This is a genomic window from Enterobacter cloacae complex sp. I3 (assembly GCF_014896175.1).
In the GTDB taxonomy this organism is placed as follows: domain Bacteria; phylum Pseudomonadota; class Gammaproteobacteria; order Enterobacterales; family Enterobacteriaceae; genus Enterobacter; species Enterobacter bugandensis.
Window position 1 is genome coordinate 106,885 of the sequence record NZ_JADBQZ010000012.1, and the last position, 16,402, is coordinate 123,286.

The window sequence follows — 16,402 nt, forward strand, 5'->3', positions numbered from 1 at the left end:
TGATGGTTCTCGTAATAAATATTTCCCCTCTCCCGGTTGGGGAGAGGGTCAGGGTGAGGGTGAGGGGAGAATTATTCCGCCTGCTTTTTCTTGGCTGCGCGCTTCGCTTTTGTCGCGGCAGCGATTTTCTGCGTCTTCGCGGAAGGCTTTTTCGCTGAGCGAGCCTCTTTCTTCGCCGCCTTTGGCTTCTGTTTCTTCTCGCCGCGGAACGCGCTGTCCGGCTCGAAGTTTACCTTTTTGCCCGCCTGGCGACGTTTACCGCTCGCTTTGCCGTTTCCGCCTTTTTTCGCCCTTTCACGCTCGGTTTTACCGACGTTACGCGGCGCGCGCTCGCTGGAGATCAGGCTGAAGTCGATTTTACGGTCGTCCATATTCACGGCTTCGACCTTCACTTCCACGCGATCGCCCAGACGGTAGGTCTGGCCGCCTGATTCGCCAATCAGACGCTGGCCGACCTGGTCGAAGCGGTAGTAGTCGTTATCCAGGCTGGAGACGTGCACCAGACCGTCGATAAACAGCTCATCCAGACGAACGAAGAAACCAAAGCCGGTCACGCTGGCAATCACGCCCTTAAAGACGTTGCCCACCTGATCCAGCATAAAGTCACACTTCAGCCAGTCCGCCACGTCGCGCGTCGCTTCATCCGCACGGCGCTCGGTCATGGAACAGTGCTGACCCAGTTGCAGCACTTCGTCCATGGAGTAGTGATAGCCGCCGGTTTCGGTGGTGTTCCCTTTATGGCCCTGCTCGTGCGCCAGCAGATACTTGATCGCACGGTGCAGTGACAGATCCGGATAGCGACGGATCGGCGAGGTAAAGTGCGCGTAAGACTGCAGCGCCAGGCCGAAGTGCCCCCGGTTTTCCGGATCGTAAATCGCCTGCTTCATGGAACGCAGCAGCATCGTCTGCAGCATTTCTGCGTCAGGACGGTCGCTAATGGATTCCAGCAATTCAGCGTAATCGCGTGGCTCAGGCTTATTACCGCCAGGCAGCTCCAGGCCGAGCTCAGCCAGCACGGAGCGGAACGACGTAATGGCTTCCGTGGTCGGCTTATCGTGAATACGGAACAGCGCAGGCTCTTTGGCTTTCTCAACGAAGCGTGCCGCCGAGATATTCGCCAGAATCATACACTCCTCGATCAGCTTGTGCGCATCGTTACGCTGGGTCTGTTCGATACGCTCAATGCGGCGCTCGGCGTTGAAGATAAACTTCGCTTCTTCGCTCTCAAAGGAGATACCGCCGCGCTCTTCGCGCGCCTGCTCCAGCGTTTTGTAGAGGTTATGCAGCTCTTCAATGTGTTTAACCAGCGGCGCGTACTGCTCGCGAAGGTCCTGGTCGCCCTGCAGCATATGCCAGACCTTGGTATAGGTCAGACGCGCGTGCGAGCTCATTACCGCTTCGTAGAATTTGTAGCCCGTTAAGCGCCCTTTGGTGGAGATGGTCATCTCACATACCATACAGAGACGGTCAACCTGCGGGTTCAGGGAGCACAGGCCATTGGAGAGCACTTCCGGCAGCATCGGTACAACCTGCGACGGGAAGTAGACCGACGTACCACGGCTGCGCGCTTCGTTATCCAGCGGCGTGTGCGGACGAACGTAGTAGCTTACGTCAGCAATGGCCACCCACAGACGCCAGCCGCCGCCGCGTTTTTTCTCGCAGTAGACCGCGTCATCGAAGTCGCGAGCGTCTTCACCGTCGATCGTGACCAGCGGCAGACTGCGGAGATCCACACGGCCCGCTTTGGACTCTTCCGGTACTTCTTCGCGCAGGTTTTCGATCTGCTCTTCGACCGCTTTCGGCCAGACGTACGGAATTTCATGGGTACGCAGCGCCATATCGACGGCCATGCCGGTGCCCATGTTATCGCCCAGCACTTCGACGATTTTACCGACCGCTTTGGTGCGACGGGTCGGACGCTGGGTGAGTTCAACCACCACCACAAAGCCCATACGCGCGCCCATCACCTCTTCAGGTGGGATCAGAATATCGAAGCTCAGACGGCTGTCGTCCGGCACCACGAAGCCTACGCCCGCATCGGTAAAGTAGCGGCCCACAATCTGGCTGGTTTTTGGCACCAGCACGCGAACCACGCGCGCTTCGCGGCGGCCTTTACGGTCTGCACCCAGCGGCTGCGCCAGGATCTGGTCGCCGTGAATGCACATTTTCATCTGTTCGGATGAGAGGTAAAGGTCGTCCTTACGGCCTTCCACGCGCAGGAAGCCAAAGCCATCGCGGTGACCAATGACGGTCCCTTTCAGCAGATCGAGGCGTTCCGGCAGCGCGTAGCACTGGCGGCGGGTAAAGACCAGTTGCCCGTCACGCTCCATCGCGCGCAGGCGGCGGCGAAGGGCTTCAATTTGCTCTTCACCTTCAATATTTAATTCAACGGCAAGTTCTTCACGATTGGCGGGTTTTTCGCGTTTTGTTAAGTGTTCAATGATGAACTCGCGGCTGGGGATAGGATTCGCGTATTTTTCGGCTTCGCGTTCCTGGAAAGGATCTTGTGACATGTCGGTTCCTCCGTTGTCAGCTCCGGTGGAAATTTTCTTCATTCCACCAGCAATAATTTATAAAGCGGTTGATTCTCTTCAACCAAATCGGCCAGCGTGTAGTTATCCAGTTCCTTGAGAAAACTTTGCACGGCCTTAGAAAGCGCCTGTTTCAGGCGGCAAGCGGGCGTAATGTGGCAGAACGCGCTGCTGCAGTTCACCAGAGACAAGGGCTCCAGCTCGCGTACCACATCCCCGATACGAATACTCTGTGCCGGTTTACCAAGACGGATCCCTCCATTCTTCCCGCGGACGGCAGCAACGTATCCGGCACGGCTAAGTTGATTGATTATTTTGACCATATGATTACGGGATACACCGTATACCTCTGTGACTTCAGAGATACTGGTCATCTTCCCTTCGGGTAACGACGCCATGTAAATCAGCGCGCGTAAGCCGTAATCGGTGAAACTTGTTAACTGCACATCAACCTCAGGAAAAAGGGAAAACGCGGTCAAACCGCAGAGATATTCATTAATGATGATAAACCAGCCAGATAGTTAGCGGCTAATTTATTTGACAGACGGGGCGAAAAAGCGGAGATCCAGGAGCGGTCGCCGGTTGGCGCTACGCTTATCCGGCCTACGGGTCTCCCCGCAGGCCAGCAGTCACGAAGATTATGCGTCGAACGGGTCGCGCAGGATCATCGTTTCAGTACGATCCGGGCCGGTAGAAATAATATCGATCGGCACTTCGGTCAGTTCTTCAATGCGCTTGATGTAATCCAGCGCCGCCTGCGGCAGGCCGCTACGCTCTTTCACACCGAAGGTGGTCTCAGACCAGCCCGGCATGGTTTCGTAGATTGGCTCAATACCTTCCCAGTCGTCAGCAGCCAGCGGAGTGGTGGTCACTTCGCGGCCATCTGGCATACGGTAGCCTACGCAGATTTTCACTTCTTTCAGGCCGTCCAGTACGTCCAACTTGGTCAGGCAGAAGCCAGACAGGGAGTTGATCTGCACTGCGCGACGCACGGCAACCGCATCCAGCCAGCCGGTACGACGACGACGACCGGTGGTCGCGCCAAACTCGTTACCCTGCTTGCACAGGAACTCGCCGGTTTCATCAAACAGTTCGGTCGGGAATGGACCCGCACCTACGCGAGTAGAGTACGCTTTGATGATGCCCAGAACGTAATCCACATAACGTGGACCCAGGCCGGAGCCGGTCGCTACGCCACCCGCAGTGGTGTTCGAGGAGGTGACGTACGGATAGGTACCGTGGTCGATGTCCAGCAGCGTACCCTGCGCACCTTCGAACATGACGAAATCGCCACGCTTGCGCGCCTGGTCCAGCAGATCGGATACATCAACAACCATACCGGTCAGAATGTCTGCAATCGCCATGACGTCATCCAGCACTTTCTGGTAGTCAACAGCGTCAGCTTTGTAGAAGTTCACCAGCTGGAAGTTGTGATATTCCATCACTTCTTTCAGTTTTTCAGCGAAGGTCGCTTTGTCGAAGAGGTCACCCACGCGCAGACCGCGACGTGCAACTTTATCTTCGTAAGCCGGGCCGATACCACGACCGGTGGTGCCGATCGCTTTCGCGCCACGCGCTTTTTCACGCGCCACGTCCAGCGCCACGTGATAGTCCAGGATCAGCGGGCAGGCTTCGGAGAGCAGCAGACGCTCACGAACAGGGATACCACGGTCTTCCAGACCTTTCATCTCTTTCATCAGCGCAGCAGGAGACAGCACAACGCCGTTACCGATGATGCTGGTGACGTTTTCGCGAAGAATGCCTGATGGAATAAGATGGAGGACGGTTTTTTCACCGTTGATTACGAGAGTATGGCCTGCGTTGTGACCGCCCTGGTAGCGTACAACATATTTAGCCCGTTCAGTCAGAAGATCGACAATCTTCCCTTTACCTTCGTCACCCCATTGGGTGCCCAGTACGACGACGTTGTTACCCATTTTTTCAAAATCACCGTTTGCTTAAAAATGGATTCTACCATCGCTTTTTCAGATATACAGCACTTTTTGACCTTAAAATACGCCAATTGCGGCTAGTTTTTGATCAGCTAATCGTTTTCCTCAACATGTAGTAGATAACGATACCGGCAACCACAAGACCGCCGCCGAAACGACGCAAAATATTATCCGGTAGCTGGCTCATGGTCGCGATCATACGACGCCACGCGCGCGGATAGAGCATCGGGCCGAGACCTTCCAGCACCAGAACCAGGGCCAGCGCGAGCCAGATCGTTGAATTCATTTTTCATCCTTATAAAAGAAAACCACCGCTCCGTTGGGAGCGGTGGTTTGAATACTCAAACGAGCCTGAGTTTATCGCGTTGCGTTGGTCGGCGTCTTCATATAACGGAAGAAATCGCTGTCCGGGCTGAGCACCATCACGTCCTGGTTGCTCTTAAAGCTATTCTCGTAAGCGCGCAGGCTACGGATAAAGGCGTAGAAGTCTGGATCCTGGCTGAATGCATCGGCAAACAGCTTCGCCGCTTCCGCATCGCCTTCACCGCGCAGGATACGGCCCTGACGTTCAGATTCCGCCAGCGTCTTGGTCACTTCATAGTCCGCTGCCGCACGCAGTTTTTCAGCCTCTTCCTGACCCTGTGAACGGTGACGACGGGCTACCGCTTCACGCTCGGCGCGCATACGGTTGTAGATCGCCTCGGACACTTCCGCTGGCAGGTTGATCTGCTTGATACGCACGTCAACCACTTCGATACCCAGCGCTGCCATACTGTTCGGGTTGATCACCGGCACTTTACCGTTGGTTTCAGCCTGAACTCGTTCGGCCGCTTTAGCAATCGCGTCATCCGCTGCTGGCGTTGCCACTTCGTCTTCGGTGCCCGCTGTACCGGAGTTCAGCGCATCGCGCACTTCCAGGGTCAGACGACCGCGGGAGTCGGTCACGATGTCTTTCACATCAAGACGACCAATTTCAGAACGCAGACGGTCAGAGAACTTACGTTTCAGCAGCACTTCTGCCTGAGAAACGTCACCGCCGCCCGTTGCCAGGAAGTAGCGGCTGAAATCGCTGATGCGCCATTTGATGTAAGAATCAACGATCAGGTCTTTCTTCTCTTTAGTCACGAAACGGTCAGCCTGGTTATCCATGGTCTGGATACGAGCATCAAGCGTTTTCACAGACTGAATGAACGGCACCTTGAAGTGCAGGCCCGGCTCGTAAATCACCGGACGTTTGTCGCCATCACGCACGACGCTGCTGAACTGGAACTTGATCCCACGCTCGCCCTCTTTCACCACAAAGATCGAGGTATACAGCACGACCAGTACGATGACGATGATCGCAATAACTGACTTACGCATCCTTATTCCCCCTGACGCTGGTAGTCGTTACGCTGCGCGTTAGCACGGCGTTGGTCCATAATGTCACCATCGTTCGAAGAAGGCGTTGTGTTCGCGCTGGAGCTGCCTGATGAGGCTGGCGGCAGACGCAGCAGGTTGTTCGCTCCGCTGGTGTCTTTCGCTGCCGGTGCAGAACCGCCTTTCAGCATCTGATCCAGCGGCAGAACCATCAGGTTTCCGCCTTTGCTGTCGTTAACCAGCACTTTGCGGGTGTGGCTCAGCACTTTTTCCATAGTCTCGATATACAGACGCTCGCGGGTAATTTCCGGGGCGGCTTTGTATTCCGGCAGGATGCGCGCGAAGCGAGCCACTTCACCCTGAGCTTCCAGGATGGTCTGGGTCTTATACGCACGCGCCTCTTCCAGAATACGCTGCGCCTGACCGTTAGCGCGCGGCTGAACTTCGTTGGTGTACGCTTCTGCTTCGCGGATGTACTGCTGTTCGTTTTCACGGGCAGCAATCGCATCGTCAAACGCGGCCTTCACCTCTTCCGGCGGACGTGCAGCCTGGAAGTTGACGTCCAGCAGGGTGATACCCATGTTGTACGGACGAATCGTCTCTTCCAGCTCGCGCTGGGTATCGCTACGAATAACGGTACGACCTTCGGTCAGGATGCGGTCCATGGTGTATTTGCCGATCACACCACGCAGGGCGCTGTCGGTCGCCTGACGCAGGCTGTCATCGGCGCTGGTCACGCTAAACAGATAACGCTCAGGATCGGTCACGCGGTACTGCACGTTCATCTCAACGCGCACCACGTTTTCGTCCGAGGTCAGCATCACGCCAGAAGCGGCCAGTTCACGGACGGATTCCACGTTTACCGCAGTCACGTCGTCAATGAAGGTCGGTTTCCAGTTCAGGCCCGGCTCAACCAGGTGGCTGAACTTACCGAAACGGGTAACCACGCCGCGTTCTGCTTCTTTAATGGTGTAGAACCCGCTGGCTGCCCAGACGATCACCAGCCCGGCAGCAACGATGCCCACCAGGCGGCCACCTAATTGCGGGCGCGGTCCCTGGCTGGAACTGCCACCCGAGCCAGAACCTTTTCCTCCGCCAAGGCCACCAAGCTTTTTGCTCAGCTTGCGGAAGATATCATCCAGATCCGGCGGCCCCTGCTCGCGACCACCTTTGTTGCCATTTCCCCCAGAGTTGCCGCCTTGATTATTGCTGCTTCCCCACGGGTCGCGGTCTTGTCCGTTATTACCGGGCTGATTCCACGCCATGTATATGCTCCATATTTGTTATGCAAGGGCGAATTTTTCAGGCTTCCCCTTTCTGATCAGACGATATAGTCCGCCAGCGCAGGTTCTTGTTTACAGAGGCGACGCCAGTCAACGATCGGCATACGCACCTGCATCCCCACGCTGCCGTCATCCTCCATCCACTCTTTTTCTATCGCCTGAAGCTGATAAAACCGGCTGCGCAGCCTGCCTTCCTGTGGCGGCAGTCGCAGCGTGTGCTGAGCTACCTCACCGGAAAGACGTTCTGTCAAAGCCTGGAAAAGCAGTGGCACACCGATTCCGGCCTGAGCAGAAAGCCAGACCCGAATCGGTTTGTTCTCTTCATCACGGTCGATACGCGGTTCGAAATCCTCCAGCATATCGATCTTATTCATCACCAACAGGGTGGGAATTTCGTGGGCGTCAATTTCTTCCAGCACCACGTTCACCGCGTCGATGTTCTCCTGCACGCGTACGTCAGCCGCATCAATCACGTGCAGCAGCAGGGTCGCCTGACGCGTCTCCTGCAACGTCGCCTTAAACGCCGCCACCAGATCGTGCGGCAGATGGCGGATAAACCCTACGGTATCCGCCAGCACTGTTTCACCCACGTCTGCAACGTCAATGCGGCGCAGCGTCGGGTCCAGGGTCGCAAACAGCTGGTCTGCGGCATACACCTGGGCCTCGGTTATCTGGTTAAACAGGGTGGATTTACCGGCGTTGGTATAGCCCACCAGCGACACCGTGGGGATGTCGGCTTTGGTTCGCGCCCGACGCCCCTGTTCACGCTGTTTCTCGACACGTTCCAGACGTGAGAGGATCTGGGTAATACGGCCACGCAGCAAACGGCGGTCGGTTTCGAGCTGGGTTTCACCCGGACCGCGCAAACCAATCCCGCCTTTTTGTCTTTCAAGGTGGGTCCAGCCACGCACCAGACGCGTCGCCAGATGGCGCAACTGCGCCAGCTCAACCTGCAGTTTCCCCTCGTGGGTACGGGCACGCTGAGCAAAAATGTCTAAAATCAATCCCGTGCGATCGATAACACGGCATTCGCAGAGAGCTTCCAGGTTGCGCTCCTGGGCTGGAGACAGCGCATGATCAAACAACACGACTGACGCGCCGGTTGCTTTTACGGCATCCGCAATTTCTACTGCTTTACCTTCACCAACAAAATACTTTGGGTGCGGCGCTTTACGGCTACCGGTAATCACCTGCATTGCTTCGACACCGGCGGAAGAGACCAGAGATTCAAACTCCTGGAGGTCTTCCATATCTTTGTCTTGCGAAAAATAGATGTGTACCAGCACCGCCTGCTCACCGGCATCATAACGGTCAAACAAGCGTAAACCTCTCTAAAAAGATCAGCGGGGAACGCAGGATCCCTGGCTCCCCGTGTGGATAACAGCTAAAACCTTATTCGGTCTCGTCGCTGTCCTGCGCAGGAGCAGAAGAACCCTGCGCGTTGCTGCCATGATGGTAGTTACTGCCTGTGCCGCCGCCAGCGTTATTGCTGTGATGAGAGACCGGACGGGACGGAACAACAGTAGAGATAGCATGCTTGTAGACCATCTGGCTGACCGTGTTTTTCAACAGGATCACGAACTGATCGAAAGACTCAATCTGACCTTGCAGCTTAATACCATTCACCAAATAAATAGAAACTGGAACACGTTCCCGACGCAATGCGTTCAGGAACGGATCTTGTAAAGATTGCCCCTTAGCCATTCTATCTTTTCCTTATATGCTTGTTTTGTACTTAGAACCTTGCGATTCTGAAAAATTGCGCACGATACGTCTCAATTGTACACATTCAGTGGGCGATATCACCAACAACCTCAATCACATCGTTTAACGCCTGTTGCGGTTTTTCACTGTCTAACCAGTGAACCCCCTCCCAACCGCGCAACCAGGTGATCTGGCGCTTCGCTAACTGTCTCGTGGCGCAAACACCTCGATAAACCATTTCATCGTATGAAATCTCACCTTCAAGATACGACCACATCTGGCGGTATCCCACACAACGAACGGAAGGCATATCCGTATGCAAATCTCCACGGGCAAATAGCGCCCGCACTTCTGCTTCAAAATCTGAAGCCAACATCTGATGAAAACGCTGCTCAATTCGTTGATGGAGCAGTTCACGGCTCGCCGGGGCGATGGCGAACTGATGCACCTGATAGGGCAGAGCGTCTCCTGACGTTTGCGTCAGTTCCGTTAAAGTTTTACCCGAAATGAAAAAAACTTCCAGTGCCCGGGAAAGCCTTTGCGGATCGTTTGGATGGATTCGCGCCGCCGCAACCGGGTCAATCTCTGCCAGTTGCTTATGCAATGCGTCCCACCCCTGCTCTGCCGCCTGCTGCTCAATCTTTGCTCTGATTTCAGGATCTGCAGAAGGTAAGGGTGACAAACCTTCGAGCAGCGCCTTGAAGTAGAGCATGGTTCCGCCAACCAACAGCGGTATACGCCCCGCCGCCGTTATCTCGGCCATCTCAGCCAGGGCGTCCCGGCGGAAATCCGCTGCGGAGTAAGCCTCTGCCGGGTCGAGAATATCCAGCAAACGGTGCGGTGCCGCACGCAGTTCGTCTGCGCCGGGCTTCGCCGTGCCGATGTCCATCCCTCGATAGATGAGGGCGGAATCAACGCTAATCAACTCTACAGGCAAAACTTTACGTAACTCAATGGCTAACGCTGTTTTGCCAGAGGCCGTTGGGCCCATTAAAAAAATTGCCTTTGGCAGGCTCGCCTTGCTTACGTCAGTCATGTTTCAGGGCGGTCATCGCCGTTTTTAAATCAACAGGTTGTAATAACCCACCCGGCGGCGCTTTCACCAGCTGTGGGCAGAGGCGTTCCACCTCCGCCAGCACGGTAATCGCCTGCGCCATACTCCACGGTGAATGTTCGCTGGCCAGATGGCGGGCGATCCACTGCGCGGTGTTGGCAGCCTCCAAAGATGTTTGCTGCGCCAGGTAGCCTATCAGTTCAGGAATCAAGTTTTGTAAATTTTGTTGGCGTAAGGGTAAAGGCACTGCGCGAATTGTCACATGTTGTGGTTCGAGCACAATTTCAATGCCCATTTGCGCCAACTGGGCCTCTGCACGCTGCAATACCCTTGTTTCTTCAGCGGATATTTTCAGGCGAACCGGGATCAATAACGGCTGCGCACAGGCCGCATTTTCCCCCGGCGTCAGTTGCGCCTGCTTGAGCCAGCGTTCGGCAACCGGCAGCGCCAGAAGCAGCAATTTGCCGTCGCGCTCAAGCAGGGCCATATCCGGTGCGATAATCGTCAACACCCGGCCAAAACTCTGGCTATGGCCTTCAAGTGAAGGTGTCGCCACCGAAACGTGCTCTTTGCGCTCGACTGCGGGCGTTTCCAGCAGTTTACGGTACAGCGCCCCCTGCTGCTTCTGATAGCCGGGCTGAGCGTTCGGGTAGTTCACGCCCGTCGGACGCGGCGCGGCTCCTGCAGAGGAGAAACGCGGGGCGTCTGGTTCACGCGCGACGGCAGGCTCCGCAAAATGGTTGCGGCCTGCCGCGACACGGTTTTCCGGAATGGGGCGCGGTGCGGAGTCTTCTTTTTCCAGCGGCAGCGTGGGTTCAAGCTGCTGTTGCAGCACGCTCAGCACGCCCTGGTAGATAAAATCATGCACCAGACGCGACTGATGGAAACGCACTTCATGCTTGGCAGGATGGACGTTGACATCCACCTGATGCGGGTCGATCTCCAGATAAAGCACAAAGGCCGGTTGCTGATCGGCCCCGAGCTTGTCTTCGCAGGCCTGGCGAATGGCGTGGTTAATGAGGCGGTCGCGCATCATGCGGCCGTTCACGTAGCAATACTGAATTTCAGAATACGCCGCGCTACTGGCGTTCGGATCGGCCACCCAGCCGCGTAAAGCCAGATCGCCGTGCTGCCACTCGATAGCCAACGCCTGCTCCAGGAACGGCGTCCCGCAGATAGCGCCTAACCGTCGCTCTTTCTGACCACCTTCAGCCACCGCGCGGTACTGGCGCATCACCTTGCCGTTATGGCTGAGGTTGATGGTGACGTCGAAACGGGCGAGCGCAATTCGGCGGATGATCTCGTCGATATGACCGAACTCGGTTTTTTCGGTACGCATAAACTTGCGGCGGGCGGGAGTATTGTAGAACAGGTCCAGAACTTCCAGCGTAGTACCGACAGGGTGCGCCGCGGGTTTGACCGTGACGTCCATATCCCGCCCTTCAGCGTAGGCCTGCCAGGCTTCCTGCTGTTCAGCGGTGCGGGAGGTCAGCGTTAAACGAGAAACCGAGCTGATACTGGCCAGCGCTTCGCCGCGAAAACCGAGGCTGATAATCGCTTCCAGGTCATCCAGAGAGGCAATTTTACTGGTGGCATGACGCGCCAGCGCCAGCGCCAGCTCCTCTTTTTTGATGCCGCAGCCGTTGTCGCGAATGCGGATAAGCTTTGCGCCGCCGCGTTCGATATCAATATCAATGCGGGTGGCGCCCGCATCGAGGCTATTTTCAACCAGCTCCTTCACCACCGACGCAGGGCGTTCCACCACCTCACCGGCGGCGATTTGGTTCGCGAGCTGCGGCGGCAGAACCTGAATCGGCATGAATTCTCCTTAATTTGTGGCGGTCAACCCACCCGGCTGCGCGGCGCTGGCCGTCTGGGCTGCTCCGCCCTGTGGCGCGGACTGCAGAGGATGCGCCTCAAAATATTTACGTAAACCGTTATAAATCGCTTCGGCAATTTGCTGCTGATAGCTGTCGCTGCCCAGCAGGCGCTCTTCACTGTTATTGCTGATAAAGCCCGTCTCTACCAGAATTGACGGAATATCCGGCGAGCGCAGAACGCCCAGGCTCGCATGTTCAGGGCGGCGCTTATGCAATGCCCCGATGCCCTGCAACTGGTTCAATACGTTAGTGGCGACATCATACCCGACGCGCTGAGAATGACCGAACTGTAAATCCAGCACCGCCTGGCTGAGGTATGGGTCAGACTGGCTGTTTGCCAGCACATCACCCGCGCCGCCTAACAGTTCAGACTGTTTCTCATGCTCTTCCAGCCAGTTGGCCATTTCGCTGTTTGCCCGGCGGTTCGACAGGACCCATACCGAGGCACCCGTCGCGTTTCGGTTCGGCGCGGCATCCGCGTGAATGGAGACCAGGAAATTGGCGTTTTGCTTACGCGCCACGTCTGAGCGGCCCATCACAGAGATAAAATAGTCGCCGTCGCGGGTTAGTACGCCTTTAAACATCGGATCATCGTTTAACAGCGTCCGCAGCTTGCGGGCCACCGCAATAGTGACATTTTTCTCTCGCGTGCCGCCCGGGCCAATCGCTCCAGGATCCTGTCCACCGTGCCCGGCATCAATGGCGATAATCACTTTGTCACCGCTGACCGTACGCCGTGCGCTGACCGCCGGACGCGTTACCGTGTTACTGCTGGTTGCCGCGGTGATGCGATCGTTCTGCGATTTAAACGGATTACGCGCAGGTTCCGATGGGCGAGGCGTATACACCGGCTCTTCCACGCGTTTCGCGACAACCGGTGGCGGCGGAGGCGGCGGAACATCGGCATTGATGGTGAAGACCACCGTATAGTTCGCCCCGTTTTGCTGCTTCACCGCCTTCGTTTTGCCCTTTTCGGTCAGGTCGACCACCAGGCGCAGCGACTGGCTGTCCTGAGGGGTACCCGAGCGGATACTTTTCACCAGGTTGTTACCGCTGAACCGCAGCGGTAGCCCCTGGATCACGCCTGTCTGTTTGATATCCAGCGCCACGCTGTGGCTGTCTGGCTGTGAAAACGCGTATTCAGGGTCGCCCATAAAGCTGAACGTAATCCGGGCCTGGCTTTCGCCGTTTGACACCTGAATATCCGAAAGGCTTGCCGCCCCGGCCTGCGCGCACAGCAGCACCGTCGCAGCCAACACCCAACCTTTAACGCGACTAATCATCCCGTCATCCCTACTCTTAACCGGCGAGACGCGCCAGTAAGGAACACCCTGATGAGGAAACCGCACTGATGCGAGCCTCACGCCCTTGAGCCTGGTAATCTAAGTGAATTTCGACATCCGGGTCAGGCAGCACACCCGCACCTTGTTGCGGCCACTCCACCAGGCAGATGGCGTCGTTGGCAAAATAATCACGGATCCCCATAAATTCCAGCTCCTCAGGATCCGCAAGGCGGTATAAATCAAAGTGGTACACCATAAGATTGTCGAGGGTGTACGGCTCGACCAGCGTGTAGGTAGGGCTTTTCACGTTCCCGTTATGCCCTAACGCCTGCAAAAAACCCCGGCTGAAGGTGGTTTTACCCGCACCTAAATCGCCATACAGATAAATGACGGTTGCCCCCTGACAGGCCTGCGCCATGCGCTTGCCGAGATCTAAAGTGGCTTGTTCATCAGGTAAAGGAATCGCTCGATTAGTCATTTTCTACGTCAATCACATCCGGGTTAACAACACGCCGCAGCGTGCAAAAGAGATCGGTGGCCAGCATACCGCGTGTCCCCTCCCGCGCAGCAAGCCTGTCAGCTGCCGCGCCGTGGGCCACGCAGCCCGCACAGGCTGCATCATAAAGGGGAAGTTTCTGTCCAAGCAATGCGCCGATGATGCCTGAAAGCACATCGCCCATACCGCCGCTAGCCATGCCCGCATTTCCGGCATCAATAATGCCCTGCGTCTCGTCACTGGCGACAACGGTGCCTGCCCCTTTCAAAACGGCAACACCTCCGTAACGTTTTACCAGACGCTGAGCAGAAAGTAAGCGATCGCTTTCAATTTCTGCCACGCTGCAGTTAAGCAGGCGCGCGGCTTCGCCGGGGTGTGGCGTCAGAATGCGATTGTGACGCTTATCCGGATTTATTGCCAGAAGGTTAAGCGCGTCGGCATCCCACAGCATCGGTTTACGAAAATTCTCGACCTTTTGCAGGGCCTGTTTACCCCATGTCTGTTGTCCAAGCCCGGGACCAATAACCACTACATCCGCCCATTCGAGGCTTTCTTCCAGCGTCTGGGGCGTAAGCTCATGGACCATCAGTTCCGGTCGGGCTGTGATGATTGGCGCAATATTTTCAATGCGAGTGAGTACTCGCACTAACCCGGCACCGCTGCGAAGTGCCGCCTCACCGGTCATGCGAACCGCTCCTGCCGTACCGCGATCGCCACCAATAATCACCAGCCTGCCGTTGTCGCCCTTGTGAGACGTTGGGCGGCGCGGCGGAAGCCACTCTTTTAGCTGCGAGGAATCAAAGCGCGACAGGAGCGTTTCCTGTCCAACGAGCCAGCTCTCCAGCCCCAGCGCGTTATGGTGCAATACGCCGACCACATCCCGCGCTTTTCCGGTTAACAGGCCCGGCTTTAGGGCGATAAAGGTCACGGTGTGCGCAGCCTGAATAACGGCGCCAGGCGTCGCGCCGGTCTGCGCGATCAGGCCCGACGGAATATCCAACGCTACTACCGGCGCAGAGTACCCGTTAGCGTGTTCAATAAGCGCGGCAATGTTTTCGCGAGGCGCGCTGCGTAGCCCGGTCCCCAGCAGACCATCAACAATCAGATCAACATCTTCCGGCCAGACAATATCAGGAGCATGAATCACGCCGCCTGCGTTCAGCCATGCCTCCCGCGCCGCGCAGGCCTCTTCCGGCAGGGGCTTATCACTCTCCAGCGCCAGCAGGGTAACGCGGAGACCGGCTGCAACGGCAAGACGCGCAACGACGTAACCGTCGCCGCCGTTATTGCCGTGCCCGCACAAAATCAGCCAGTGAGTGGACTGCGGGTACGCGCTGCGGGCAACGTTAAACGCCGCCTCTCCCGCGCGCTGCATCAGTTCATAAAGGGTAATGCCGAGACTGTCTGCGGCCTCTTTTTCGGCGCGCCGGAGGTCATCCGCATGCCAGATGGAATGTGGTATACTTGCGGGGTTTTTCTTCACCGTATGGTCCGTCATGTCACAGCCCCTCGATCTCAATGAATTAGCGCAAAAAATAAAACAGTGGGGTGCTGAGCTTGGCTTCCAGAAGGTAGGCATTGCCGATACCGACCTCTCTGCCAGCGAGCCAAAACTGCAGGCCTGGCTGGACAAACAATACCACGGCGAAATGGAGTGGATGGCGCGTCACGGCATGATGCGCGCCCGTCCACATGAACTTTTACCGGGTACACTACGCGTCATCAGCGTGCGCATGAACTACCTGCCTGCCAACGCGGCCTTTGCGCGCACGCTAAAAAATCCCTCCCTGGGTTACGTCAGCCGGTACGCTCTGGGGCGTGATTACCATAAGCTTCTGCGTAACCGCTTAAAAAAACTCGGGGAAACCATTCAGCAGCACTGTGATTCGCTGAATTTTAGACCCTTTGTCGATTCCGCGCCTGTTCTTGAGCGCCCGATCGCCGAAAAAGCCGGGCTTGGCTGGACAGGTAAGCACTCACTTATCCTGAGCCGCGACGCCGGCTCGTTCTTCTTCCTCGGTGAGCTGCTGATTGATTTACCCCTGCCGGTAGATGGCCCGGTGGAGGAAGGCTGTGGCCGCTGCGTGGCCTGCATGACCATCTGCCCGACGGGCGCCATCGTTGAGCCTTACACCGTTGATGCCCGCCGCTGCATCTCCTATCTCACGATAGAGCTTGAAGGGGCGATCCCGGAAGAATTCCGACCGCTTATCGGCAACCGGATCTACGGCTGCGACGACTGCCAGCTGATTTGCCCGTGGAACCGCTATTCACAGCTGACGGACGAAGAGGACTTCAGCCCGCGTAAAGCGCTGCATGCGCCACAGCTTATTGAGCTGTTCACCTGGACCGAAGCCTGGTTCCTGAAGGTGACGGAAGGTTCCGCTATTCGCCGTATCGGCCACCTGCGCTGGCTGCGAAACGTGGCCGTCGCGCTGGGCAATGCCCCGTGGGATGAAGCGAATATTCAGGCGCTCGAAAGCCGTAGAGGTGAGCACCCACTTCTTGATGAACACATAGAATGGGCGATTGCGCAGCAAATCGAGAAGCGAAATGCCTGCGTGGTCGAGGTGCAGCTTCTTAAGAAACAGCGGCTGGTTAGGGTGATTGAAAAAGGGCTTACGCGGGATGCGTGATATATTCACAGCCTGTGAATAAAAATAAAAACTCAAGCGCCATCTGGACTTGAGAAGAGGTCAAGTGATCTCAATAACATTTTGAAATGAAATTTTATCCAATTAATACAGCGGCTTGGGAAGATATTATTCACCCTGCTAACTTTCTGTACGGTTTGGGTAAAGCGCGAATTCTGTGGATAACTCTGTTTACAAGAGTATTTCAGATGCAATAGAAAACGTCC

The 16,402-nt window shown here is 56.4% G+C and carries 14 protein-coding genes; 1 reads left to right on the plus strand and 13 read right to left on the minus strand.

Annotation, left to right across the window (positions count from 1 at the left end):
• Positions 1 to 71: 71 nt before the first annotated feature.
• From rnr to nnr, 13 genes are all read right to left on the minus strand, one after another.
• Positions 72 to 2,513 carry a ribonuclease R gene (gene rnr / locus IM271_RS11405; protein WP_028015257.1) on the minus strand — a complete coding sequence of 814 codons (2,442 nt, stop codon included), beginning with the start codon at positions 2,511 to 2,513 and terminating at the stop codon, positions 72 to 74.
• Between the two features lie 38 nt (positions 2,514 to 2,551).
• A complete protein-coding gene (nsrR, locus tag IM271_RS11410; protein ID WP_028015256.1) occupies positions 2,552 to 2,977 on the minus strand; it encodes a nitric oxide-sensing transcriptional repressor NsrR in 426 nt (141 codons plus the stop codon).
• A 192-nt stretch (positions 2,978 to 3,169) separates the two neighbouring features.
• Entirely contained in the window at positions 3,170 to 4,468 is a 1,299-nt protein-coding gene (locus IM271_RS11415; RefSeq protein WP_006178975.1) for an adenylosuccinate synthase, read from the minus strand.
• Positions 4,469 to 4,571: 103 nt separating this feature from the next.
• Positions 4,572 to 4,769: a DUF2065 domain-containing protein gene (locus tag IM271_RS11420; RefSeq protein WP_047364109.1), complete on the minus strand. Its 198-nt coding sequence runs from the start codon at positions 4,767 to 4,769 to the stop codon at positions 4,572 to 4,574.
• Between the two features lie 71 nt (positions 4,770 to 4,840).
• On the minus strand, positions 4,841 to 5,845 hold the full coding sequence (gene hflC, locus IM271_RS11425) for a protease modulator HflC (RefSeq protein WP_028015255.1): 1,005 nt from the start codon (positions 5,843 to 5,845) through the stop codon (positions 4,841 to 4,843).
• A gap of 2 nt (positions 5,846 to 5,847) precedes the next feature.
• Positions 5,848 to 7,107: an FtsH protease activity modulator HflK gene (gene hflK, locus IM271_RS11430; protein WP_028015254.1), complete on the minus strand. Its 1,260-nt coding sequence runs from the start codon at positions 7,105 to 7,107 to the stop codon at positions 5,848 to 5,850.
• 56 nt (positions 7,108 to 7,163) lie between these two features.
• A complete protein-coding gene (gene hflX, locus IM271_RS11435) occupies positions 7,164 to 8,444 on the minus strand; it encodes a ribosome rescue GTPase HflX (RefSeq protein ID WP_023331851.1) in 1,281 nt (426 codons plus the stop codon).
• A 73-nt stretch (positions 8,445 to 8,517) separates the two neighbouring features.
• Positions 8,518 to 8,829 carry an RNA chaperone Hfq gene (gene hfq / locus IM271_RS11440; RefSeq protein ID WP_013095287.1) on the minus strand — a complete coding sequence of 104 codons (312 nt, stop codon included), beginning with the start codon at positions 8,827 to 8,829 and terminating at the stop codon, positions 8,518 to 8,520.
• 85 nt (positions 8,830 to 8,914) lie between these two features.
• The gene (gene miaA / locus IM271_RS11445) at positions 8,915 to 9,865 is read right to left on the minus strand and encodes a tRNA (adenosine(37)-N6)-dimethylallyltransferase MiaA (protein WP_028015253.1); all 951 of its coding nucleotides are present in this window, start codon (positions 9,863 to 9,865) and stop codon (positions 8,915 to 8,917) included.
• Positions 9,858 to 11,702 carry a DNA mismatch repair endonuclease MutL gene (mutL, locus tag IM271_RS11450; protein ID WP_063437223.1) on the minus strand — a complete coding sequence of 615 codons (1,845 nt, stop codon included), beginning with the start codon at positions 11,700 to 11,702 and terminating at the stop codon, positions 9,858 to 9,860. The genes miaA and mutL overlap by 8 nt, the downstream gene beginning before the upstream one ends.
• A gap of 9 nt (positions 11,703 to 11,711) precedes the next feature.
• Positions 11,712 to 13,046: an N-acetylmuramoyl-L-alanine amidase AmiB gene (gene amiB, locus IM271_RS11455; protein ID WP_028015251.1), complete on the minus strand. Its 1,335-nt coding sequence runs from the start codon at positions 13,044 to 13,046 to the stop codon at positions 11,712 to 11,714.
• Positions 13,047 to 13,062: 16 nt separating this feature from the next.
• Positions 13,063 to 13,524: a tRNA (adenosine(37)-N6)-threonylcarbamoyltransferase complex ATPase subunit type 1 TsaE gene (tsaE, locus tag IM271_RS11460; RefSeq protein WP_193052620.1), complete on the minus strand. Its 462-nt coding sequence runs from the start codon at positions 13,522 to 13,524 to the stop codon at positions 13,063 to 13,065.
• The gene (gene nnr / locus IM271_RS11465) at positions 13,517 to 15,040 is read right to left on the minus strand and encodes a bifunctional ADP-dependent NAD(P)H-hydrate dehydratase/NAD(P)H-hydrate epimerase (protein ID WP_048961000.1); all 1,524 of its coding nucleotides are present in this window, start codon (positions 15,038 to 15,040) and stop codon (positions 13,517 to 13,519) included. Before nnr ends, tsaE begins: the two co-directional genes overlap by 8 nt.
• Between nnr and queG the strand changes: the two genes are divergently transcribed.
• On the plus strand, positions 15,039 to 16,178 hold the full coding sequence (gene queG, locus IM271_RS11470; protein ID WP_193052621.1) for a tRNA epoxyqueuosine(34) reductase QueG: 1,140 nt from the start codon (positions 15,039 to 15,041) through the stop codon (positions 16,176 to 16,178). The two genes, nnr and queG, sit on opposite strands and share 2 nt — an antisense overlap.
• Positions 16,179 to 16,402 lie beyond the last annotated feature (224 nt).